Below are 21,764 nucleotides of genomic sequence, written 5' to 3' on the forward strand. Positions count from 1 at the left end.
CCCCTGTGGGAGATGTCAGCAGTCAGTCAAGCAACGAAATAGCCGTCGGCGCGTCGTTGCCCACCAACGCCAAGTCTTCGAATTCGTTGACGGCGTTGATTTCGGTGCCCATGGAAATGTTAGTCACCCGCTCCAGAATGATCTCGACAATGACCGGCACCCTGAACTCCTCGATCATTTCCTGGGCCTTGCGCAACGCCGGTTGGATACCGGACGGTTCGAACACCCGCAGCGCCTTGCAGCCCAGACCCTCGGCGACGGCGATGTGGTCCACACCGTAGCCGTTGAGTTCCGGGGCGTTGAGGTTGTCGAAGGAGAGCTGCACGCAGTAGTCCATGTCGAACCCGCGCTGGGCCTGGCGGATCAGCCCGAGGTAGGAGTTGTTCACCACGACATGGATATAGGGAAGCTTGAACTGTGCGCCCACCGCCAGCTCTTCGATCATGAACTGGAAGTCATAGTCACCCGACAGCGCCACGACCTTGCGATTCGGATCGGCCTTGACCACCCCCAGCGCGGCCGGAATGGTCCAGCCCAGGGGGCCGGCCTGGCCGCAGTTGATCCAGTGGCGCGGCTTGTAGACGTGCAGGAATTGCGCCCCGGCGATCTGCGACAAACCGATGGTGCTGACGTAACAGGTGTCCTTGCCGAACACCTGGTTCATCTCTTCGTACACACGCTGTGGCTTGACCGGTACGTTGTCGAAATGCGTCTTGCGTTGCAGGCTGGCCTTGCGCTGTTGGCAGTCGCGCAACCAGGCGCTGCGATCCTTTAATTTGCCGGCGGCTTGCCATTCGCGAGCGACTTCGAGGAACACCGTCAATGCCGAAGCCGCGTCGGAAACGATGCCCAGGTCAGGCGTGAAGACGCGACCGATCTGGGTGGGTTCGATATCCACATGGATGAATGTGCGTCCCTCGGTGTAGACATCCACCGAGCCGGTGTGGCGGTTGGCCCAGCGATTGCCGACGCCCAGCACCAGATCCGACTTGAGCAGCGTGGCATTGCCATAGCGATGGGAGGTTTGCAGACCGACCATGCCGACCATCAACGGGTGGTCGTCCGGAATCGTGCCCCAACCCATCAGCGTCGGGATGACCGGGATTCCGGTCAGCTCAGCGAACTCCACCAGTAGTTCACTCGCATCAGCATTGATGATGCCGCCGCCAGCCACCAGCAGCGGACGCTCGGCCTGATTGAGCATCGCCAGGGCTTTTTCGATCTGCACACGGTTCGCTGCAGGTTTAGCCAGAGGCAACGGTTGGTAGGCATCGATATCGAACTCGATCTCGGCCATCTGCACATCGAACGGCAAGTCGATCAGCACTGGGCCTGGGCGGCCGGAGCGCATCTCGTAGAAAGCCTTTTGGAACGCATAGGGCACCTGGCCGGGCTCCAGGACGGTGGTTGCCCACTTGGTGACCGGTTTGACGATGCTGGTGATATCCACTGCCTGGAAATCTTCCTTGTGCAGACGAGCGCGAGGGGCTTGCCCGGTGATGCACAGGATCGGGATCGAGTCGGCGGATGCGCTGTAGAGCCCGGTGACCATATCGGTGCCGGCAGGGCCCGAAGTGCCGATGCAGACGCCGATGTTGCCGGCCTTGGTGCGAGTGTAGCCCTCGGCCATGTGCGAGGCACCTTCAACGTGGCGAGCGAGGACGTGATCGATGCCGCCTACCTTTTGCAGGGCCGAGTACAGCGGGTTGATTGCGGCCCCCGGAATACCGAAGGCAGTGTCCACGCCTTCACGGCGCATCACCAGGACGGCGGCTTCGATTGCTCTCATTTTGCTCATTGGTTTGTGCCTCTTGCGTGTTTTAATTGTATACAAGTTGCTTTGTGCTGGAGTTTATTCACGGTAACCAGTACAGGTCAATTCATTTCCTCAAGCACCTGTTTCATTCGGTCCGCAGGCCGATAGCGTGCGTCTTTTCGTCGATTTTGGCGTTTGGATGGTATTAATGTATACAAAAATTTATTTTATTGTGCTCTATTTTGTGTGTACGGTTCCCCTTGGATTGAAACAGAAAGGCTCTCCCATAACAAAAGAAGGACAGCACCCATGAGCGCTCTAACCTTGAAAGTCGCGGTCGACCTGACCGGCCAAGCCCTTGCCGCAGGCCGTGAAACCCACTGTGCACCGTTGACCGTCGCGGTTCTCGACAGGGGCGGTCACCTGATTGCCCTGCAACGCGAGGACGGAGCCAGCCTGCTGCGCCCACAGATCGCCATCGGCAAGGCCTGGGGCGCCATCGCCCTGGGCAAAGGCTCCCGCCTGCTCGCCCTCGACGCCCAGCAACGCCCGGCCTTCATCGCTGCCTTGAACAGCCTGGGGCAGGGCAGTGTCGTGCCGGCGCCGGGTGGGGTGTTGATCAGGGATCAGGACGGGACGGTGCTGGGCGCCGTGGGTATCAGTGGCGATACCTCGGATATTGATGAACAGGTGGCGATTCGGGCGGTGGAGGGGGTTGGGTTGGTGGCGGATGCGGGGTAGTTGTTTGATTTTGTGGTGAGCGACTGGCCTCTTCGCGAGCAAGCCTGTTCCCACATGTTCAGATACCTGACACAAAATGTCTGAACGCCGCAGACCCTCTGTGGGAGCGGGCTTGCTCGCGAAAGCAACCGACCAGACACATCCAGTCAAAGAGTCTGGAAACGATGCTGTATTCACAGCACTAGCCTTTCAAAACTTCATTGAAAGGAAGGCAATGCAATGCCTGGACGCTCAGCTTCACATCGCCTGCGTATCGGTCGATATGCAGAGCAGAATCGCATTTATCTACTGACGGCCAATACGCGTATGCGTGAACCTGTCTTTCAAGACTATGGTCTAGGCAGAATCGTTATTCATCATTTCAAGGAGGTACAACGACAGGGCTTCGTAGACTCCCTGGCATTCGTCGTCATGCCTGACCATTTTCACTGGCTGATTCAGTTGCGCCGCGGGTCGTTGGGGCCGTTGATGTGTCGGATGAAAACCTTAAGTGCCAGGGACGTAAACGAGGCGGGAGGAAGAACCGGGAACCTCTGGCAGCAGGGATACCATGACCGGGCGTTGCGGCGGGAGGACGATCTGATAAAGCTAGCCCGTTATGTTGTGGCTAATCCGCTGCGAGCAGGTCTGGTGGAGCGGCTTGGTGACTACCCGTTGTGGGATGCCATTTGGGTATGACATGAAATTGAGTTGCTGCCGTTCGCGAGCAAGCCCGCTCCCACAGGTTTTGGTGGTGGACACAAAATGTCTGAGCGCCATCGATCCCCTGTGGATCGGGTTTGCTCGCGAAGAGAGCCCAGAACTCCATCAGTCTGGCTCACACCCCTTCAAAACCAACCGAATAATCGTCTGCGCCGCCGCTTCATAATCGGCTTCGTCCAGCTTCGCCTTGCCGGTCACGGCGCTGATCTGCCAGTCGAAATCGGCATAGGTCTGGGTGGCGGCCCAGATGCTGAACATCAGGTGGTGAGGGTCGATGGGGGCGATCTGGCCGCGGTCGATCCAGGTCTGGATGCAGTCGATGTTGTGCCGGGCCTGGGCGTTGAGTTGTTCCACCAGGTCGGGGCTCAGGTGTGGGGCGCCGTGCATGATTTCGCTGGCGAAGACTTTCGAGGCGAAGGGCAGGTCGCGGGAGATACGGATCTTGGAGCGGATGTAGTGGCTCAGCACTTCGCTCGGTACGCCGTCGGCGTTGAAGGGGGTCGAGGCCTGGAGGATCGGCTCGATGATGCTGGCCAGGACCTCTCGGTAGAGGTTTTCCTTGGATTTGAAGTAGTAGTAGACGTTGGGTTTGGGCAGGCCGGCCTTGGCCGCGATGTCGCTGGTCTTGGTCGCGGCGAAGCCCTTGTCGGCAAATTCTTCGCTGGCGGCACGCAGGATCAGTTCTTTGTTGCGCTCGCGGATAGTGCTCATAAACCCAGGGGTTCCTTGCCTGTTCTGGCGGTGGCGCATGGTAGCACCGGCCTTGTGAGCGGCTCAACAATGCCCCCGGGTGGCGCTTGCGCTATGCTGCGCAGCATTTACGAACAAGGAGCTTTCCATGGCTGGAAGCAGTTTGCTGGTGCTGATCGACGACATCGCCACCGTACTCGACGATGTTGCACTGATGACCAAAATGGCCGCCAAGAAAACCGCGGGTGTGCTGGGCGATGACCTGGCCCTCAATGCCCAGCAGGTGTCCGGCGTGCGGGCCGAGCGGGAATTGCCCGTGGTCTGGGCGGTGGCGAAAGGCTCGTTCATCAATAAATTGATCCTGGTGCCGTCGGCCCTGGCCATCAGCGCTTTCGTGCCTTGGCTGGTGACGCCACTGCTGATGGTGGGGGGCGCTTACCTGTGCTTCGAAGGGTTCGAAAAACTCGCCCATAAATTCCTTCACAGCCGCGCCGAAGACCAGGCCGAGCATGCGCAACTGGTCGAGGCGGTGGCCGACCCGGCGGTCGATCTGGTGGCCTTCGAGAAAGACAAGATCAAGGGCGCGGTTCGCACCGACTTCATCCTGTCGGCGGAAATCATCGCGATTACCCTGGGCACAGTCGCCGATGCACCGCTGACTCAACAGGTGATTGTGTTGTCGGGTATCGCCATTGTCATGACAGTCGGCGTTTATGGCCTGGTGGCCGGGATCGTCAAGCTCGATGACCTCGGACTGTGGCTGACCCGGAAACCGGGCCAGGCCGCCAAAAGCATCGGCGGCGCTATCCTGCGCGCCGCCCCGTACATGATGAAAAGCCTGTCGGTCATCGGCACGGCGGCGATGTTCCTGGTGGGAGGTGGCATCCTCACCCATGGTGTGCCGGTGGTCCATCATTGGATCGAAGGCGTGGCGGCCAGCGTTGGCGGTGCAGGGTTTATCGTGCTGATGTTGCTTAATGCCGTGGCGGGAATTGTGGCGGGGGCGGTGGTGTTGGCCGGGGTGATGGCGGTGGGCAAGATCTGGAAGGCGCTGAAGAACTAACAGCGCACCCAAAGCAGTGTGGGAGCGGGCTTGCTCGCGAAGGCAGTGTGTCAGTTAACACATAGGTTGTCTGACGCGCCGCTTTCGCGAGCAAGCCCGCTCCCACACACTGTTTTTGGGGGACGCCCAAATTACTCGGCTATCTGCAACTTTCGCGACTCGGTGTACACGTAGCGCACCTTCTCATACTCGAACGGCGAGTTCAGCTGGCCGTAGCGGAAGCTGGTCTGGTAGCGCTTGTCCACGCCGCGCAGCAAAAGCAGTTCCGGGTGGTTCGAACTGACCTCCGAGACGTTGAGGAAGTTGATCGCCGATTCGGCCGTATAGTCCACCAGCAGACCCGACGTATCCCGCAGGTTGGACGGGCCGAAGATCGGCAGTACGAAGTACGCTCCGGCAGGCACGCCATAGAAGCCCAGGGTCTGGCCGAAGTCTTCGCTCTGGCGCGGCAGGCCCATGGCCGTGGCCGGATCCCACAGGCCGGCGATGCCGATGGTGGTGTTGAGCAGCAGGCGCGCCGTGGTTTCCATCGAACGCTTGCCCTTGAACTGCAGCAGGCTGTTCATCAGGTTCGGCACATCCCCCAGGTTATTGAAGAAGTTGCTGACCCCGGTGCGCACGAAACTCGGGGTGACGTAGCGATAGCCGTCAACCACCGGCAGGAATACCCATTGGTCGAAGCGATAGTTGAAGTGGTAAACGCGGCGGTTCCAGGATTCCAGCGGGTCATAGACATTCAGGGCGCTGAGCGTGGAGCGCTCGAATTCGCGCTGGTCCAGTCCGGGATTGAACTTGAGCTTGGTCAGCGGTTCCTTGAAACCGTCGGTATCCACCACCACGGGATCGTGGGCCTTGCTGTTGTCGGCGTGGACGACGCCTGCACTCATCAGGGCGGCGATAAGCAGGAGATATTTAGCCACGGAAGAACTCCAGCATGGCGTCGCTGTTGACGCGGTAGTTAAGGTTGCCGCAATGGCCGCCCAGTGGATAAACCGTCAGGCGGTCGCCAAAGGTCTTGCGCAGGAAGCCCAGGTCGCCGGGGCCGAGGATGACGTCGTCGGCGTTGTGCATGACGGCGATCTTCGAACTCTCGTGCAAGTAATCCTTCAGTGCGTAAAGGCTGACCTGATCGACCAGTTGCAGCAGGCTGCCGCCGTCGGTACGCGCACGCCACATTGGAATCACCTGTTCGGTGAGGTAGCAGTCGAAATCGCATTGCAGTGCACGCTTGAGGAACGGCGACAGGCTGGTGCTTTCTGAGATCGGGTATTTGGGTGGGGTGATAAGGCCGCGGCGGTTGATCAGGTCCGAAGTGAACGCGATATCGGCCGCCGAAAAGCGGAACGATGTGCCGATCAGCATCGCCATCTGCTCGTTGCTCAGATGTTGCTTGGATTGCTGGAAGTCATACAGCAAGGCGTCGTTGAGGTCGATGTAGCCTTTTTGCTGAAAGTAGCGGGTCAGCTTGTCCAGCACCAGTTCATAGAAGGTGGTGGTGCTGTTGATCCCTTTCACCTCGGTCTGGACCAGTTTGTCCAGGTTGGTGATCGAGGTGTAGAGGTTCACCGGAGGGTTGAGCAGCAGCACTTTCTTGAAATTGAAGCTGCGCCGGGTTTCATCCAGGTGGGCGACAAAGGCCGCGTCCAGGGCGCCGAGGCTATAGCCGGTGAGGTAGTACTCGGTCACCGGTACGTTGGGGTGCTGTGCGCGCACGGCCTGCATCACCCGATACATGTCCTCGGCGTCTTCCTTGGTGATGCCGGGGGTGGCGAAGCGCGAGGCGGAACTCATGAAGTCGAAGCTGGTGGGCGACGACAGCTGCACCACGTGGTAGCCGGCCTTGTAATAGAGCCGCTTGAGGTATTCGTTGAGGGTGCTGTCGTAACGGGCACCGGTGCCGGCAATCAGGAAAATCAGCGGTGCCGGCTTGTCCTGGGTGGCCATGCGGTAGGTGAGGCTTTTTACCGGCCAGAAATTGTCCGGCAGAATGAACTCGCGTTCCGGACGCAGGGTGACGCTGTGGTCCGCCTGGTTGATGTCTTCGATCAGCGGCAGATCAGGGCGCAGGTCGGGCGGCGTGGTGGCGATAGTCGCCTCGAACGGGTTGGTCAAGGGGTAGCCATAGCTGGCGGCGTCGATATCCGCCGCCAGCGCGGACGCACTCAAGAGAAGGCCGCCGGTGAGGGCGGCAAAGCGCAAGGAACGGAGCATGACTGGATCCCTTAGAGGAAGGTGCCGAATGGAGTTCGCAGGCTATGACCACCGAAGTGAAGCCAAGTGCCACGACGGGCATAAACAGGCGTGAGCGGGGTGCAATAGCAACGGGACGATACACGTTGCGGCCGGTTGGTGGCTAGTTGCCTTCGTGTTGTCGCAAACGGCATCCCCCATGTCGTTTCCCGTTGTTTCGATGTCGCTGGCAGAGCAGGTCCCGGATCGGCGCAGGCCGATGATCGACGGGTCAGTACTCCACTGATGTTCGATCCGGTTTGGCAGGCGAGCGTGATGGGGGCGCTGAGCACCATAACAACACGTTGATGTCGCTCGGCATCCGTCGGGCGCAGCACTTTCGGGGAAGTAAACGATGAAGATGCGACGACTCTTGGGCGCAGGTGCCGCACTGGTACTGGCGATCAGCTCCACCCTGGCCAGTGCCGAAACCAAAACCCTGAGCATCGGTTACGTTGACGGCTGGTCCGACAGCGTTGCGACGACTCACGTAGCGGCAGAGGTCATTCAGCAGAAGCTTGGTTATGACGTGAAGCTGCAGGCCGTCGCGACCGGGATCATGTGGCAGGGCGTGGCCACCGGCAAGCTCGATGCCATGCTCTCGGCCTGGTTGCCTGTTACGCATGGTGATTACTGGACGAAGAACAAGGATCAAGTGGTCGACTACGGCCCCAACTTCAAGGACGCCAAAATCGGCCTGATCGTACCGGAGTACGTGAAGGCGCAATCTGTAGCCGATCTCAAGACCGATGAAAGCTTCAAGAAGCGCATCGTCGGCATCGACGCCGGTTCAGGCGTGATGCTCAAGACCGAACAGGCCATCAAGGACTACGACCTGACCGGTTATCAACTCAAGGCCAGTTCCGGCGCCGGCATGATTGCCGAACTGACCCGGGCCGAGAAGAAAAACGAATCCATCGCCGTCACCGGCTGGGTACCGCACTGGATGTTCGCCAAATGGAAACTGCGCTTCCTGGAAGACCCGAAAGGTGTCTATGGTGCGGCTGAAACCGTGAACAGCATCGGCAGCAAGGAATTGGCGACCAAGGCGCCGGAAGTGGCCGAATTCCTGAAGAAGTTCCAGTGGTCGTCGAAAGATGAAATCGGCGAGGTCATGCTGGCAATCCAGGAAGGTGCCAAGCCGGACGCTGCCGCCAAGGACTGGGTTGCCAAGCACCCTGACCGTGTCAAGGAGTGGACTGGCAAGTAATCCGTCTGGTCTGGCTGTATCGAAAAACCGCATGACTGCGCGTCATGCGGTTTTTTTGTGTCTGTATTTTCCAGGCATGTGCTGCTCTCCTGTGGGAGCGAGCCTGCTCGCGATAGCGGTATGTCTGCTTGCATCTATATTGAATATGCCGTGGTAATCGCGAGCAGGCTCGCTCCCACAGAAAGATTTATGGCGATTTCGGGGGTTTTGGCAAAACCGTCATGTCGTTCTAATACTAAGGTCGTCTGGAACCTGGCCTTGAGCCGCATAGAGTAGAGTCGTTCCAACTAAAGTCGTGCTGCGAGGATAAAAACAATGAACGACAGCATTTACCTATCGATTCAAAACAGCCCGCGCTTCAAGGAGCTGGTGAGAAAAAGGGAAAGGTTCGCCTGGATTCTTTCGGCGATCATGCTGGGGCTGTATTCCGGCTTCATTCTCCTGATTGCCTACGGGCCACACATACTCGGGGCCAAGATGTCGCCCGAGTTGACGATCACCTGGGGTATTCCCATCGGGATCGGCCTGATCGTCTCGGCCTTCATCCTGACCGGTATCTACGTACGACGCGCCAACGGTGAGTTCGATGAGCTGAACAATGCGATTCTCAAGGAGGCTCAACAATGATCCGGCGTCTAATGGCTCTTTTGAGCATCGCAGCGTTCGCTCCGGGTGCCTGGGCGGCTGAAGCCCTGACCGGGGCCGTGCAGAAGCAACCTCTCAACGTTTCCGCCATCGTCATGTTCGTGGCGTTTGTCGGCTTGACCCTGGGTATCACCTACTGGGCGTCCAAGCGCAGCAAGTCGGCCAGTGACTACTATGCGGCAGGCGGCCGGATCACCGGTTTCCAGAACGGCCTGGCAATCGCCGGTGACTACATGTCGGCGGCGTCCTTCCTGGGGATTTCCGCGCTGGTGTTCGCTTCGGGCTATGACGGTCTGATCTACTCCATCGGTTTCCTGGTGGGCTGGCCGATCATTCTGTTCCTGATCGCCGAGCGGCTGCGTAACCTGGGTAAATACACCTTTGCCGACGTGGCTTCCTATCGCCTGGGCCAGAAGCAGATCCGCACTCTGTCTGCCAGCGGTTCGCTGGTGGTAGTGGCGTTTTACCTGATCGCGCAAATGGTCGGTGCCGGCAAGCTGATCCAGCTGCTGTTCGGCCTCGACTACCACGTTGCGGTCGTCCTGGTGGGTATCCTGATGTGCCTCTATGTGTTGTTCGGCGGCATGCTGGCGACCACCTGGGTACAGATCATCAAGGCGGTGATGTTGCTGTCGGGTGCTTCGTTCATGGCGCTGATGGTCATGAAGCACGTCAACTTCGACTTCAACATGCTCTTCGCCGAAGCGGTCAAGGTTCACCCTAAAGGCGAGGCGATCATGAGCCCTGGCGGTCTGGTGAAGGATCCGGTCTCGGCCTTCTCCCTCGGCCTGGCTCTGATGTTCGGTACCGCTGGCCTGCCACATATCCTGATGCGCTTCTTCACTGTGAGCGACGCCAAGGAAGCGCGTAAGAGCGTGCTGTATGCCACGGGCTTTATCGGTTACTTCTACATCCTGACTTTCATCATCGGCTTCGGCGCGATCTTGCTGGTCAGCACCAACCCGGCCTTCAAGGACGCGGCAGGTGCCTTGCTCGGCGGTAACAACATGGCGGCGGTGCACCTGGCCAACGCCGTGGGCGGCAGCGTCTTCCTGGGCTTCATCTCCGCCGTTGCCTTCGCCACCATCCTGGCGGTCGTTGCAGGCTTGACCCTGGCCGGCGCCTCGGCGGTGTCCCACGACCTGTATGCCAGCGTGATCAAGAAAGGCAAGGCCAACGAGAAGGACGAAATCCGCGTCTCGAAGATCACCACCATCGCCCTGGCGGTGCTGGCGATTGCCTTGGGTATCCTGTTCGAGAAGCAGAACATTGCGTTCATGGTGGGCCTGGCGTTCTCCATCGCGGCGAGCTGCAACTTCCCGGTGCTGTTGCTTTCGATGTACTGGAAGAAGCTGACCACCCGTGGCGCCATGATTGGCGGTTGGATGGGGCTGGTCAGTGCAGTGGGCCTGATGATTCTTGGCCCAACCATCTGGGTACAGATCATGGGCAACGAGAAGCCGATCTATCCGTATGAATACCCGGCGCTGTTCTCGATGATCATCGCGTTCGTGGGTATCTGGTTCTTCTCCATCACCGACAAGTCGACGGCTGCCGACAACGAGCGGGCGCTGTTCTTCCCGCAGTTCGTGCGTTCGCAGACTGGCCTGGGGGCGAGCGGGGCGGTTAACCATTAAGGTCTGGCGATAAGCTTCACGCTTCAAAGGAAATACCCCGGCCGAGAGGCTGGGGTATTTTTTTTTGCGCGGGTTTCGGAGGGTGTCAGATCAATCGCCTTCGCGGGTAAACCCGCTCCCACAGGGGGACGCATTCCCATGTGGGAGCGGGTTTACCCGCGAAGGCGTCGGCCCTGTCAACGGATGAAAGAAGCCAGAAACAAAACAGCCCCCGCTCTTATATAAAGAAGCAGGGGCTGTTTCGATGCAGCTTGAGACTTAGTGCAAGACCTGGGTGTTACTTACGATCTTCCAGCTTGGTGATGTCACGCGACTCGTAGCCGGTGTACAGCTGGCGTGGACGGCCGATCTTGTACGGGCTGGAGAGCATTTCCTTCCAGTGGGAGATCCAGCCCACGGTGCGCGCCAGGGCGAAGATCACGGTGAACATGCTGGTTGGAATGCCGATCGCCTTGAGGATGATCCCCGAGTAGAAGTCGACGTTCGGGTACAGCGAGCGCTCGATGAAGTACGGGTCGGTCAGGGCGATCTCTTCCAGGCGCATGGCCAGTTCGAGTTGCGGATCGTTCTTGATGCCCAGTTCTTTCAAGACTTCGTCGCAGGTCTGCTTCATCACGGTGGCGCGTGGGTCGCGGTTCTTGTAGACCCGGTGACCGAAGCCCATCAGCTTGAACGGATCGTTCTTGTCCTTGGCCTTGGCGATGAACTTGTCGATGTTCGAGACATCGCCGATTTCATCGAGCATGGTCAGCACCGCTTCGTTGGCACCGCCGTGGGCCGGGCCCCAGAGTGCAGCGATACCGGCGGCGATACAGGCGAACGGGTTGGCACCCGAGGAGCCGGCCAGGCGTACGGTGGACGTGGAAGCGTTCTGCTCGTGGTCGGCATGGAGGATGAAGATCCGGTCCATGGCCTTGGCGAGCACCGGGCTGATCGGTTTGATCTCGCACGGGGTGTTGAACATCATATGCAGGAAGTTCTCTGCATAATTGAGGTCGTTGCGCGGGTACATCATGGGTTGGCCCATGGAGTACTTGTAGACCATGGCTGCCAGGGTCGGCATCTTCGCCACCAGGCGGATCGCGGAGATCTCGCGATGCTGGGGGTTATTGATGTCCAGGGAGTCGTGGTAGAAGGCCGAGAGGGCGCCGACAACGCCGCACATGACGGCCATCGGGTGGGCATCGCGACGGAAACCATTGAAGAAGGACTTCAACTGCTCGTGAACCATGGTGTGGTTCTTCACGGTGCTGACGAACTGGGCCTTTTGCTCTGCGGTCGGCAGTTCGCCGTTGAGCAGCAGGTAGCAGGTTTCCAGGTAGTCCGATTTTTCAGCCAGTTGCTCGATCGGGTAGCCGCGGTGCAGCAGGATGCCGTTATCGCCATCGATGTAGGTGATCTTCGATTCGCACGAGGCGGTCGACATGAAACCCGGGTCGAAGGTGAAACGGCCCGTGGCCGTCAGGCCGCGGACGTCGATTACATCGGGACCAACGGTGCCGGTTAAAATGGGCAGCTCGACGGGGGCTGCGCCCTCGATGATCAACTGCGCTTTTTTGTCAGCCATGTGGCCTCCTATTAATGCTTGGAATCATCAGACAGACCCCCCACGCAGGGCCCGCACCACTATAGTGAGATAAATCCGAATGTCAATTTGCCTAAAGTCTTGCTCCAGAAGGCTTTAAGTAGACTTTTTCCTCGAAATTGCCTGCCGTTTACGCCTTTTGCCGCCCTTGTGCAATGCGCCATCAGTGGAAGGTGAACGCGTTGTCATTAGTAACCTAACTGTCTATACTCGGCAGCCGACCGCCAGGGGCTTTTGGGCCAGCTTTGCTGGGGGTCGTCACTCCCTGGGTGGTGAGTACCTGACCAGTGCGCGCCGCAACAACTTTGCCCTGATTCTTAGGGGCTCTTCAGTGTGAAAAAAGCCGTGAAAAGCCAACGACCTGTAAACCTAGACCTAAGGACCATCAAACTCCCAGTCACTGCTTACACGTCCATTCTTCACCGTATCTCCGGTGTCATCCTCTTCGTCAGCCTGGCCATCATGCTTTATGCATTGGACAAGTCGCTCGACTCGGAAGAAGGCTTCGGTCAGGTGAAAGCGTGTCTGACCAGTCCGCTAGCCAAGCTAGTGATTTGGGGCATCCTGTCCGCCTTGCTGTATCACTTGGTCGCCGGTGTGCGCCACTTGATCATGGACATGGGCATCGGTGAGACGCTGGAAGGCGGCAAGCTGGGCTCTAAAATCGTTATCGCCGTTTCCGTGGTGGTAATTGTTCTGGCAGGAGTCTGGATATGGTAACCAACGTCACGAACCTTTCGCGTTCGGGCCTCTATGACTGGATGGCGCAGCGTGTGTCTGCGGTCGTTCTCGCGGCTTACTTCATTTTCCTGATCGGATATGTCGTAGCAAACCCTGGCCTGGGCTACGCCCAATGGCATGAACTGTTCGCAAGCAACTGGATGCGTATTTTCAGTCTGCTGGCCCTCGTCGCACTGGGCGCTCACGCCTGGGTCGGCATGTGGACCATCGCCACCGACTACCTGACGCAGATGGCGTTCGGCAAGTCGGCGACTGCCGTACGTTTCCTCTTCCAGGCGGTATGCGGCGTTGCGATGTTCGCTTACTTCGTCTGGGGCGTACAGATTCTCTGGGGTATCTGATCCATGGCTAACATTCCAACTATTTCCTTCGACGCCATCATCATTGGTGGCGGCGGTGCCGGCATGCGCGCAGCGCTGCAACTGGCACAGGGCGGTCACAAGACTGCCGTGATCACCAAGGTGTTCCCGACCCGTTCGCACACCGTGTCCGCCCAGGGCGGCATCACCTGCGCCATCGCTTCGGCCGACCCGAACGATGACTGGCGCTGGCATATGTACGATACCGTCAAGGGTTCCGACTACATCGGTGACCAGGACGCTATCGAGTACATGTGTCAGGAAGGCCCGGCCGCCGTGTTCGAGCTGGACCACATGGGCCTGCCGTTCTCGCGTACCGAAACCGGCCGTATCTACCAGCGTCCGTTCGGTGGTCAATCCAAGGATTACGGCAAGGGCGGTCAGGCTGCGCGTACTTGCGCGGCGTCCGACCGTACCGGTCACGCCCTGCTGCATACCCTTTATCAGGGCAACCTGAAAGCCGGTACCACGTTCCTGAACGAGTACTACGCCGTTGACCTGGTGAAGAACCAGGACGGCGCGTTCGTCGGTGTGATCGCCATCTGCATCGAAACCGGCGAAACCACCTACATCCGCTCCAAGGCCACCGTGCTGGCCACCGGCGGTGCAGGCCGTATCTACGCATCCACCACCAACGCCCTGATCAACACCGGCGACGGCGTTGGCATGGCCCTGCGTGCCGGCGTGCCGGTGCAGGACATCGAGATGTGGCAGTTCCACCCGACCGGCATCGCCGGCGCCGGTGTACTGGTCACCGAAGGCTGCCGTGGTGAAGGCGGTTACCTGATCAACAAGCACGGCGAGCGTTTCATGGAGCGTTATGCTCCGAACGCCAAGGACCTTGCCGGTCGTGACGTCGTGGCCCGTTCGATGGTTAAAGAGATCATCGCCGGCAACGGTTGCGGTCCGAATGGCGACCACGTGATGCTCAAGCTGGACCACCTGGGCGAGGAAGTGCTGCACAGCCGCCTGCCAGGTATCTGCGAACTGTCGAAGACCTTCGCTCACGTCGACCCGGTCGTCGCGCCAGTTCCGGTCGTTCCAACCTGCCACTATATGATGGGCGGCGTTGCCACCAACATTCATGGACAGGCGATCACCCAGGACGCCGAAGGCGTGGACCAGATCATCCCTGGTCTGTTCGCAGTGGGTGAAGTGGCGTGCGTATCGGTTCACGGTGCCAACCGCCTGGGCGGCAACTCGTTGCTCGACCTGGTGGTTTTCGGTCGCGCTGCCGGCCTGCATCTGGAGAAAGCGCTGACCGACGGTATCGAATACCGCGACGCCAGCGACACCGACATCGACGTGGCTCTCAAGCGTCTGGCCGGTCTCAACGAGCGTACCGAAGGCGAAGACGTCGCCACCCTGCGTCGCGAGCTGCAAAGCTGCATGCAGAACTACTTCGGTGTGTTCCGTACCGGCGAGTACATGCAGAAGGGTATCGCCCAGCTGGCGCAACTGCGTGAACGAATCGCCAATGTGAAGATCAACGATAAGTCACAGGCGTTCAACACTGCACGTATCGAAGCGCTGGAGCTGCAGAACCTGCTGGAAGTGGCCGAAGCCACCGCCATCGCGGCAGAAACCCGTAAAGAGTCCCGTGGCGCCCATGCCCGCGAAGACTATGAAGACCGTGACGACGAAAACTGGCTGTGCCACACCTTGTACTTCCCGGGTGAGAAACGTGTCGCCAAGCGTGCCGTGAATTTCTCGCCGAAGACTGTTCCGACTTTCGAACCTAAAGTCCGGACTTATTAAGGGTGACCGCTATGTTGCAAGTCAGTGTTTATCGCTACAACCCTGATCAGGACGCCGCGCCGTTCATGCAGGATTTCCAGGTCGATACCGGTGGTAAGGACCTGATGGTGCTGGACGTGCTGGCCCTGATCAAGGAGCAGGACGAAGGTTTCTCCTATCGTCGTTCCTGCCGCGAGGGTGTTTGCGGCTCCGACGGCATGAACATCAACGGCAAGAACGGCCTGGCCTGCATCACGCCGTTGTCTGCCGTGGTAAAAGGCAACAAGCTGATCGTTCGTCCGCTGCCAGGTTTGCCGGTAATCCGTGACCTGGTCGTCGATATGAGCATCTTCTACAAGCAATACGAGAAGGTGAAGCCATTCCTGCAGAACGACACGCCGGCTCCGGCCATCGAGCGTCTGCAGTCCCCGGAAGAGCGTGAGAAGCTCGACGGCCTGTACGAGTGCATCCTGTGCGCCTGCTGCTCGACCTCGTGCCCATCCTTCTGGTGGAACCCGGACAAGTTCCTGGGCCCGGCTGCCCTGCTGCAAGCGTACCGCTTCCTGGCAGACAGCCGTGACACCAAGACGTCCGAGCGTTTGGCGGCATTGGATGACCCGTTCAGCGTATTCCGCTGCCGCGGGATCATGAACTGCGTCAACGTCTGTCCGAAAGGCCTGAACCCGACCAAGGCCATCGGTCACGTACGTAACATGCTGCTGCAAAACGGCGTGTGATTCAGCTGCTGTACCCGTAGAACCGCTGTACCCGTAGAGGCTAGGGCGCGGGCTTCAACCCGCGTCGTAGCATAACCAGAACAGCCGCTCACAAAGCGGCGGTTCTTATTTTTGAAGAAATGAGACAAGCAGGGGCATCCGGGCTGGTACCCGGACTATCAGCGTGATCCTAAGTGGCTTGTTTTAGTCGCTGCACTCGGACTTCTGCAAGTTTGCTCGGTGTTTTCGCCGGTGGTGTTCCCCTAATCGAGGGTGACCAAGCATGCAAGAAAGCGTGATGCAGCGCATGTGGAACAGTGCCCACCTCTCCGGTGGTAACGCTGCCTATGTGGAAGAGCTCTACGAGCTCTACCTGCACGACCCTAACGCTGTGCCAGAAGAATGGCGCACCTACTTTCAGAAGCTGCCCGCCGACGGTAGCTCTGCCACTGATGTTTCGCACTCGACGATTCGCGATCATTTCGTGCTGCTGGCGAAGAACCAGCGCCGCGCCCAACCGGTATCTGCCGGCAGCGTGAGCAGTGAGCACGAGAAAAAGCAAGTCGAAGTGCTGCGATTGATCCAGGCCTACAGGATGCGAGGCCACCAGGCAGCCCAGCTGGACCCGCTGGGGCTGTGGCAGCGTCCTGCACCTGCAGACCTGTCGATCACTCATTACGGCTTGACCAATGCCGATCTTGATACGACCTTCCGTGCCGGCGACCTGTTCATCGGCAAAGAGGAAGCGAGCCTACGCGAAATTCACGAAGCGTTGCAGCAGACATATTGCCGCACCATCGGCGCTGAGTTCACGCACATCACCGATTCCGAGCAGCGCCAGTGGTTCCAGCAGCGTCTGGAAAGCGTGCGCGGTCGTCCGACGTACTCCGCCGACATCAAGACCCATGTGCTGGAGCGCGTGACGGCCGGTGAAGGCCTGGAGAAATACCTGGGCACCAAATACCCGGGCACCAAGCGTTTCGGCCTGGAAGGCGGCGAAAGCCTGATTCCGATGCTCGACGAGCTGATCCAGCGTTCCGGTTCCTATGGCACCAAGGAAGTCGTCATCGGCATGGCCCACCGTGGTCGTCTGAACGTGCTGGTCAACACCTTCGGCAAGAACCCGCGTGAGCTGTTCGACGAGTTCGAAGGCAAGAAGAAGGTCGAGCTGGGCTCCGGTGACGTGAAATATCACCAGGGCTTCTCGTCCAACGTGATGACCACCGGCGGTGAAGTCCACCTGGCCATGGCGTTCAACCCGTCCCACCTGGAAATCGTTTCCCCGGTGGTCGAGGGTTCGGTTCGCGCCCGCCAGGATCGTCGCAACGACCCGACCGGTGAGAAGGTCCTGCCGATCTCCATCCACGGTGATGCGGCGTTTGCCGGCCAGGGCGTGGTCATGGAAACCTTCCAGATGTCGCAGACCCGCGGTTTCAAGACCGGCGGCACCGTGCACATCGTGATCAACAACCAGGTCGGTTTCACCATCAGCAACCCGCTGGACTCGCGTTCCACCGAGTACGCCACCGACGTCGCAAAAATGATCCAGGCGCCGATCCTCCATGTGAATGGTGATGATCCGGAAGCCGTGCTGTTCGTGACCCAGCTGGCCATCGACTACCGCATGCAGTTCAAGCGTGACGTGGTGATCGACCTGGTCTGCTACCGTCGTCGCGGCCACAACGAAGCGGACGAGCCAAGCGGCACCCAGCCGCTGATGTACCAGCAGATCACCAAGCAGCGCACCACCCGCGAGTTGTATGCCGATCGCCTGATCCAGGACGGTGTAATGGATGCCGAGCGCGTCCAGGCCAAGGTCGACGAATACCGCAACGCGCTGGACAACGGCCTGCACGTGGTGAAAAGCCTGGTCAAGGAGCCGAACAAAGAGCTGTTCGTGGACTGGCGCCCATACCTGGGTCACGCCTGGACGGCACGTCACGACACGCGTTTCGACCTCAAGACCTTGCAGGAATTGTCCGCCAAGCTGCTGGAAATTCCGGAAGGTTTCGTGGTCCAGCGCCAGGTCGCGAAGATCTACGAAGACCGTCAGAAGATGCAAGCCGGTGGCCTGCCGATCAACTGGGGCTATGCCGAAACCATGGCGTACGCGACCCTGGCGTTCGAAGGTCACCCGATTCGCATGACTGGCCAGGACATCGGCCGCGGTACGTTCTCGCACCGTCATGCCGTCCTGCACAACCAGAAAGATGCCAGCACCTACATTCCGCTGAAGAACCTGTACAAGGGCCAGCCGTTGTTCGACCTGTACGACTCCTTCCTGTCGGAAGAGGCCGTACTGGCATTCGAATACGGTTACTCGACCACCACGCCGAACGCGCTGGTGATCTGGGAAGCCCAGTTCGGTGACTTCGCCAACGGTGCACAGGTCGTGATCGACCAGTTCATTACCAGTGGCGAGCACAAGTGGGGTCGTCTCTGCGGCCTGACCATGCTGCTGCCGCACGGCTATGAAGGTCAGGGTCCCGAGCACTCCTCGGCGCGTCTGGAGCGTTACCTGCAATTGTGCGCCGAGCACAACATCCAGGTGTGCATGCCAACCACGCCGGCACAGATCTACCACTTGCTGCGCCGCCAGGTGATTCGTCCGCTGCGCAAGCCTCTGGTCGTCCTGACGCCGAAGTCGCTGCTGCGCCACAAGCTGGCCGTTTCGACGCTCGAAGACCTGGCCGACGGTTCGTTCCAGACCGTTATCCCGGAAATCGATGCCCTGGACCCGAAAAAGGTCGAGCGCATTGTTCTGTGCAGCGGCAAGGTCTACTACGACCTGCTGGAAAAACGCCGTGCAGAAGGCCGTGAAGATATCGCCATCGTGCGTATCGAGCAGTTGTACCCATTCCCTGAGGACGACCTGAAGGAAGTCCTGGCGCCTTACACCAATGCCAAAGCGGCTGTCTGGTGTCAGGAAGAGCCGATGAACCAGGGCGCGTGGTACTGCAGCCAACATCACCTGCGTCGCAGCATCAGCTACCTCAACAAGTCGCTCGTACTCGAATACGCGGGCCGTGAGGCTTCTGCTGCACCTGCATGTGGTTACGCATCGATGCACGCCGAGCAGCAGGAACAACTGCTGCAAGACGCGTTTACCGTTTAATGCCTTCGCGCACCTGAAACCGAATTTAAGGAACCAAAGACAATGGCTATCGAGATCAAAGCCCCCACTTTCCCGGAATCGGTTGCCGATGGCACCGTTGCCACCTGGCACAAGCAGCCGGGCGACGCCGTCAAGCGTGACGAACTGATCGTCGACATCGAGACCGACAAGGTCGTGCTGGAAGTGTTGGCCACCGCTGACGGCGTGCTGGGCGCGATCGTCAAGAACGAAGGCGATACCGTCCTGTCCGACGAAGTGCTGGGCTCGATCGTTGAAGGTGGCGCTGCTGCCGCTGCTCCTGCCGCCGCGGCTGCTCCTGCTGCTGCCCAGGCTGCTGCTCCAGCCGCCGATGGCGAAGACGATCCGGTTGCTGCGCCTGCTGCCCGCAAGATCGCTGAAGAGAATGGCATCAACATCGCTTCCGTTGCCGGCACCGGCAAGGGTGGTCGTGTGACCAAGGAAGACGTGGTTGCCGCTGTGGCCGCCAAGAAAGCCGCTCCAGCCGCCGCGCCGTCCAAGCCTGCCGCGCCAGCGGCCGCCGCTCCGGTGTTCGCTGCCGGTGATCGCGTTGAAAAACGCGTTCCGATGACCCGCCTGCGTGCCAAGGTTGCCGAGCGTCTGGTCGAAGCCCAGTCGAACATGGCGATGCTGACCACCTTCAACGAAGTCGACATGACTGAAGTCATGGCACTGCGTTCGAAGTACAAGGACCTGTTCGAGAAGAGCCACAACGGCGTACGCCTGGGCTTCATGTCGTTCTTCGTCAAGGCTGCCACCGAAGCGCTGAAACGCTTCCCGGCGGTCAACGCGTCGATCGACGGTTCCGACATCGTCTACCACGGTTATGCCGACATCGGTGTGGCTGTTTCCAGCGACCGTGGCCTGGTGGTTCCGGTACTGCGCAACGCCGAGCTGATGAGCCTGGCCGAAATCGAAGGCGGCATCGCCACCTTCGGCAAGAAAGCCCGTGACGGTAAACTGTCCATCGAAGAGATGACCGGCGGTACGTTCACCATCACCAACGGTGGTACATTCGGTTCGATGATGTCGACCCCAATCGTCAACCCGCCACAAGCGGCGATCCTGGGGATGCACAACATCATCCAGCGTCCGATGGCAATCAACGGTCAAGTCGTGATTCGTCCGATGATGTACCTGGCACTGTCCTACGATCACCGTCTGATCGACGGTAAAGAAGCCGTGACGTTCCTGGTGACCATCAAGAACCTGCTTGAAGATCCGGCTCGCCTGCTGCTGGATATCTGATTTCACTGCGAGGGCCGGTCGGTTGACCGGCCCCTTGCTGAAACAACCGGTTTCGTCCCACGACGGTCACCACAAGTGGCCGTTCGGTTTGATTCGAAAAGGAATGACTCATGACTCAGAAATTCGACGTGGTAGTGATTGGTGCGGGCCCTGGTGGCTATGTAGCGGCCATCAAGGCTGCGCAACTTGGCCTGACCACTGCCTGCATCGAGAAATACACCGACAGCGAGGGCAAGCAAGCCCTGGGCGGTACTTGCCTGAACGTCGGTTGCATTCCTTCCAAGGCGCTGCTGGACAGCTCCTGGAAATACAAGGAAGCGAAAGAAAGCTTCAACGTCCATGGCATTTCCACCGGCGAAGTCAAGATGGACGTCGCCGCGATGGTTGGCCGCAAGGCTGGCATCGTCAAGAACCTGACTGGCGGCGTTGCTACCCTGTTCAAGGCCAACGGCGTGACCTCGATCCAGGGCCACGGCAAGCTGCTGCTGGGCAAGAAAGTCGAAGTGACCAAGCCCGACGGCTCGGTTGAAGTGATCGAAGCCGAGAACGTCATCCTGGCCCCGGGTTCGCGTCCGATCGACATCCCACCGGCGCCAGTCGATCAGAAAGTGATCGTCGACTCCACCGGCGCCCTGGAATTCCAGTCCGTGCCGAAACGCCTGGGCGTGATCGGCGCCGGTGTGATCGGCCTCGAGCTGGGTTCGGTATGGTCGCGCCTGGGTGCGCAAGTGACCGTGCTCGAAGCCCTCGACACCTTCCTGATGGCCGCCGACACCGCGGTTTCCAAGGAAGCGCTGAAGACCCTGACCAAGCAAGGCCTGGACATCAAGCTGGGCGCTCGCGTGACCGGCTCCAAGGTCAACGGCGAAGAAGTCGTGGTGAACTACACCGACGCCAACGGCGAACAGACCATCACCTTCGACAAGCTGATCGTCGCGGTCGGCCGTCGTCCGGTGACCACCGACCTGCTGGCTTCCGATTGCGGCGTAGTGATCGATGAGCGTGGTTTCATCGCGGTCGACGATCATTGCGCCACCGACGTACCGGGCGTCTACGCCATCGGTGACGTGGTTCGCGGCATGATGCTGGCCCACAAGGCCTCCGAAGAAGGCATCATGGTCGTCGAGCGCATCAAGGGCCACAAGGCCCAGATGAACTACGACCTGATCCCATCGGTTATCTACACCCACCCGGAAATCGCATGGGTCGGTAAAACCGAGCAGACCTTGAAAGGCGAGGGCGTCGAGGTTAACGTCGGCACCTTCCCGTTCGCCGCCAGTGGCCGTGCCATGGCAGCCAACGATACCGGCGGTTTCGTGAAAGTCATCGCCGATGCCAAGACGGATCGCGTGTTGGGCGTTCACGTCATCGGCCCGAGCGCTGCCGAGCTGGTACAGCAAGGCGCGATCGCTATGGAATTCGGCACCAGCGCTGAAGACCTGGGCATGATGGTCTTCTCCCATCCGACCCTGTCCGAAGCCTTGCACGAAGCGGCCCTGGCCGTAAATGGCGGCGCCATCCACGTGGCCAACCGCAAGAAGCGTTAACCGATAATAAGAAACCACGGCGGTT

The 21,764-nt window shown here is 59.5% G+C and carries 18 protein-coding genes; 13 read left to right on the forward strand and 5 right to left on the reverse strand.

All coding sequences use genetic code 11. From position 1 onward, the window contains the following. Window positions 1-22: 22 nt before the first annotated feature. Window positions 23-1,798, reverse strand: coding sequence for a glyoxylate carboligase (gene gcl, locus LCU97_RS18740; RefSeq protein WP_053149928.1), 1,776 nt, complete (start codon window positions 1,796-1,798; stop codon window positions 23-25). Between the two features lie 267 nt (window positions 1,799-2,065). On the opposite strand from gcl, the gene LCU97_RS18745 reads away from it, so the two are divergent. Both LCU97_RS18745 and LCU97_RS18750 read left to right on the forward strand, forming a co-directional pair. Further along, complete coding sequence (locus tag LCU97_RS18745) at window positions 2,066-2,497, forward strand: GlcG/HbpS family heme-binding protein (RefSeq protein WP_053149931.1); 432 nt, start codon at window positions 2,066-2,068, stop codon at window positions 2,495-2,497. 219 nt (window positions 2,498-2,716) lie between these two features. Further along, the gene (locus tag LCU97_RS18750) at window positions 2,717-3,175 is read left to right on the forward strand and encodes an REP-associated tyrosine transposase (protein WP_232777460.1); all 459 of its coding nucleotides are present in this window, start codon (window positions 2,717-2,719) and stop codon (window positions 3,173-3,175) included. Window positions 3,176-3,304: 129 nt separating this feature from the next. Here the strand turns inward: LCU97_RS18750 and LCU97_RS18755 are convergent, their stop codons facing one another. Next, entirely contained in the window at window positions 3,305-3,910 is a 606-nt protein-coding gene (locus tag LCU97_RS18755) for a TetR/AcrR family transcriptional regulator (RefSeq protein ID WP_053149934.1), read from the reverse strand. Window positions 3,911-4,037: 127 nt separating this feature from the next. Between LCU97_RS18755 and LCU97_RS18760 the strand changes: the two genes are divergently transcribed. Then, complete coding sequence (locus LCU97_RS18760) at window positions 4,038-4,952, forward strand: DUF808 domain-containing protein (protein ID WP_232777461.1); 915 nt, start codon at window positions 4,038-4,040, stop codon at window positions 4,950-4,952. 131 nt (window positions 4,953-5,083) lie between these two features. Here LCU97_RS18760 and LCU97_RS18765 read toward each other — a convergent pair whose 3' ends face one another. Together LCU97_RS18765 and LCU97_RS18770 are read right to left on the reverse strand one after the other, a co-directional pair. Further along, on the reverse strand, window positions 5,084-5,872 hold the full coding sequence (locus LCU97_RS18765; protein WP_053149940.1) for an MlaA family lipoprotein: 789 nt from the start codon (window positions 5,870-5,872) through the stop codon (window positions 5,084-5,086). Further along, complete coding sequence (locus LCU97_RS18770; RefSeq protein ID WP_232777462.1) at window positions 5,865-7,163, reverse strand: serine/threonine protein kinase; 1,299 nt, start codon at window positions 7,161-7,163, stop codon at window positions 5,865-5,867. The genes LCU97_RS18765 and LCU97_RS18770 overlap by 8 nt, the downstream gene beginning before the upstream one ends. A gap of 373 nt (window positions 7,164-7,536) precedes the next feature. Between LCU97_RS18770 and LCU97_RS18775 the strand changes: the two genes are divergently transcribed. From LCU97_RS18775 to LCU97_RS18785, 3 genes are all read left to right on the forward strand, one after another. Further along, on the forward strand, window positions 7,537-8,391 hold the full coding sequence (locus tag LCU97_RS18775; protein WP_232777463.1) for a glycine betaine ABC transporter substrate-binding protein: 855 nt from the start codon (window positions 7,537-7,539) through the stop codon (window positions 8,389-8,391). 315 nt (window positions 8,392-8,706) lie between these two features. After that, entirely contained in the window at window positions 8,707-9,018 is a 312-nt protein-coding gene (locus tag LCU97_RS18780; protein WP_053149951.1) for a DUF485 domain-containing protein, read from the forward strand. Further along, complete coding sequence (locus LCU97_RS18785) at window positions 9,015-10,673, forward strand: cation acetate symporter (protein WP_053149954.1); 1,659 nt, start codon at window positions 9,015-9,017, stop codon at window positions 10,671-10,673. The genes LCU97_RS18780 and LCU97_RS18785 overlap by 4 nt, the downstream gene beginning before the upstream one ends. Before the next feature lie 277 nt (window positions 10,674-10,950). Here LCU97_RS18785 and gltA read toward each other — a convergent pair whose 3' ends face one another. Beyond that, complete coding sequence (gene gltA / locus LCU97_RS18790; protein ID WP_053149956.1) at window positions 10,951-12,240, reverse strand: citrate synthase; 1,290 nt, start codon at window positions 12,238-12,240, stop codon at window positions 10,951-10,953. Window positions 12,241-12,591: 351 nt separating this feature from the next. Between gltA and sdhC the strand changes: the two genes are divergently transcribed. The 7 genes from sdhC to lpdA all read left to right on the forward strand — a co-directional run bounded on the left by sdhC (window position 12,592) and on the right by lpdA (window position 21,739). Next, window positions 12,592-12,978, forward strand: a complete 387-nt coding sequence (gene sdhC, locus LCU97_RS18795; protein WP_172679607.1) for a succinate dehydrogenase, cytochrome b556 subunit — start codon at window positions 12,592-12,594, stop codon at window positions 12,976-12,978. Beyond that, window positions 12,972-13,340, forward strand: a complete 369-nt coding sequence (sdhD, locus tag LCU97_RS18800; RefSeq protein WP_047698960.1) for a succinate dehydrogenase, hydrophobic membrane anchor protein — start codon at window positions 12,972-12,974, stop codon at window positions 13,338-13,340. Before sdhC ends, sdhD begins: the two co-directional genes overlap by 7 nt. Before the next feature lie 3 nt (window positions 13,341-13,343). After that, complete coding sequence (sdhA, locus tag LCU97_RS18805) at window positions 13,344-15,116, forward strand: succinate dehydrogenase flavoprotein subunit (protein ID WP_053149959.1); 1,773 nt, start codon at window positions 13,344-13,346, stop codon at window positions 15,114-15,116. An 11-nt stretch (window positions 15,117-15,127) separates the two neighbouring features. Beyond that, on the forward strand, window positions 15,128-15,832 hold the full coding sequence (locus LCU97_RS18810; RefSeq protein ID WP_039594133.1) for a succinate dehydrogenase iron-sulfur subunit: 705 nt from the start codon (window positions 15,128-15,130) through the stop codon (window positions 15,830-15,832). A gap of 262 nt (window positions 15,833-16,094) precedes the next feature. Then, the gene (locus LCU97_RS18815; RefSeq protein WP_053149963.1) at window positions 16,095-18,926 is read left to right on the forward strand and encodes a 2-oxoglutarate dehydrogenase E1 component; all 2,832 of its coding nucleotides are present in this window, start codon (window positions 16,095-16,097) and stop codon (window positions 18,924-18,926) included. A 42-nt stretch (window positions 18,927-18,968) separates the two neighbouring features. Further along, window positions 18,969-20,192 carry a 2-oxoglutarate dehydrogenase complex dihydrolipoyllysine-residue succinyltransferase gene (odhB, locus tag LCU97_RS18820; RefSeq protein ID WP_232777464.1) on the forward strand — a complete coding sequence of 408 codons (1,224 nt, stop codon included), beginning with the start codon at window positions 18,969-18,971 and terminating at the stop codon, window positions 20,190-20,192. 110 nt (window positions 20,193-20,302) lie between these two features. Further along, window positions 20,303-21,739, forward strand: a complete 1,437-nt coding sequence (gene lpdA, locus LCU97_RS18825; protein WP_053149969.1) for a dihydrolipoyl dehydrogenase — start codon at window positions 20,303-20,305, stop codon at window positions 21,737-21,739. The last annotated feature ends 25 nt before the right edge of the window (window positions 21,740-21,764 follow it).

The sequence above is a fragment of the Pseudomonas uvaldensis genome, assembly GCF_021271205.1.
Classification (GTDB): domain Bacteria; phylum Pseudomonadota; class Gammaproteobacteria; order Pseudomonadales; family Pseudomonadaceae; genus Aquipseudomonas; species Aquipseudomonas uvaldensis.

What these genes read in the sequence shown, in the direction of transcription:
- gcl (WP_053149928.1), bottom strand. Translation starts at nt 1,798, where the DNA reads ATGAGCAAAATGAGAGCAATCGAAGCCGCCGTCCTGGTGATGCGCCGT.
- LCU97_RS18745 (WP_053149931.1), top strand. Translation starts at nt 2,066, where the DNA reads ATGAGCGCTCTAACCTTGAAAGTCGCGGTCGACCTGACCGGCCAAGCC.
- LCU97_RS18750 (WP_232777460.1), top strand. Translation starts at nt 2,717, where the DNA reads ATGCCTGGACGCTCAGCTTCACATCGCCTGCGTATCGGTCGATATGCA.
- LCU97_RS18755 (WP_053149934.1), bottom strand. Translation starts at nt 3,910, where the DNA reads ATGAGCACTATCCGCGAGCGCAACAAAGAACTGATCCTGCGTGCCGCC.
- LCU97_RS18760 (WP_232777461.1), top strand. Translation starts at nt 4,038, where the DNA reads ATGGCTGGAAGCAGTTTGCTGGTGCTGATCGACGACATCGCCACCGTA.
- LCU97_RS18770 (WP_232777462.1), bottom strand. Translation starts at nt 7,163, where the DNA reads ATGCTCCGTTCCTTGCGCTTTGCCGCCCTCACCGGCGGCCTTCTCTTG.
- LCU97_RS18775 (WP_232777463.1), top strand. Translation starts at nt 7,537, where the DNA reads ATGAAGATGCGACGACTCTTGGGCGCAGGTGCCGCACTGGTACTGGCG.
- LCU97_RS18780 (WP_053149951.1), top strand. Translation starts at nt 8,707, where the DNA reads ATGAACGACAGCATTTACCTATCGATTCAAAACAGCCCGCGCTTCAAG.
- LCU97_RS18785 (WP_053149954.1), top strand. Translation starts at nt 9,015, where the DNA reads ATGATCCGGCGTCTAATGGCTCTTTTGAGCATCGCAGCGTTCGCTCCG.
- gltA (WP_053149956.1), bottom strand. Translation starts at nt 12,240, where the DNA reads ATGGCTGACAAAAAAGCGCAGTTGATCATCGAGGGCGCAGCCCCCGTC.
- sdhD (WP_047698960.1), top strand. Translation starts at nt 12,972, where the DNA reads ATGGTAACCAACGTCACGAACCTTTCGCGTTCGGGCCTCTATGACTGG.
- sdhA (WP_053149959.1), top strand. Translation starts at nt 13,344, where the DNA reads ATGGCTAACATTCCAACTATTTCCTTCGACGCCATCATCATTGGTGGC.
- LCU97_RS18810 (WP_039594133.1), top strand. Translation starts at nt 15,128, where the DNA reads ATGTTGCAAGTCAGTGTTTATCGCTACAACCCTGATCAGGACGCCGCG.
- LCU97_RS18815 (WP_053149963.1), top strand. Translation starts at nt 16,095, where the DNA reads ATGCAAGAAAGCGTGATGCAGCGCATGTGGAACAGTGCCCACCTCTCC.
- odhB (WP_232777464.1), top strand. Translation starts at nt 18,969, where the DNA reads ATGGCTATCGAGATCAAAGCCCCCACTTTCCCGGAATCGGTTGCCGAT.
- lpdA (WP_053149969.1), top strand. Translation starts at nt 20,303, where the DNA reads ATGACTCAGAAATTCGACGTGGTAGTGATTGGTGCGGGCCCTGGTGGC.